Raw genomic sequence first — 305 nt, 5'->3', positions numbered from 1 at the left:
CCATTTACATTTTATCTGCAAGATTAATATCGCGTGCTGCAATCACAAAACTGGTTGCTAAACGCTTTACATCCCACTCAAACGGGGCAACTAAAGTTTCATCAAAATCATTAATTCCGAATAACAGGTTACGTTCTGGACTTGCAAAACCACCAAAGTTACTTAAATGACAATCACCACAAATCTGTTGAAATAAACCTGAATTTAGTGGCTCCCACACTTGGTCAAATAGCATCAAAGAAGGCATGCCACGATAAAATGTAAATGGTGAAACGCTCATCCGTTTTGCACGAATCGGTTTGAGT

At 38.7% G+C, this 305-nt stretch carries 1 pseudogene; it reads right to left on the bottom strand.

Features of this window, described 5'->3' with window-relative positions:
- Nucleotides 1-7 precede the first annotated feature (7 nt).
- A pseudogene (locus J582_RS25690) lies at nt 8-305 on the bottom strand (DUF2252 family protein); the annotation flags it as partial.

The sequence above is a fragment of the Acinetobacter sp. 1566109 genome, from assembly GCF_000582255.1.
Classification (GTDB): Bacteria; Pseudomonadota; Gammaproteobacteria; order Pseudomonadales; family Moraxellaceae; genus Acinetobacter; species Acinetobacter nosocomialis.
The sequence above is the reverse complement of the archived record's forward strand: the minus strand, read 5'-3'. Positions and strand labels throughout refer to the sequence as shown.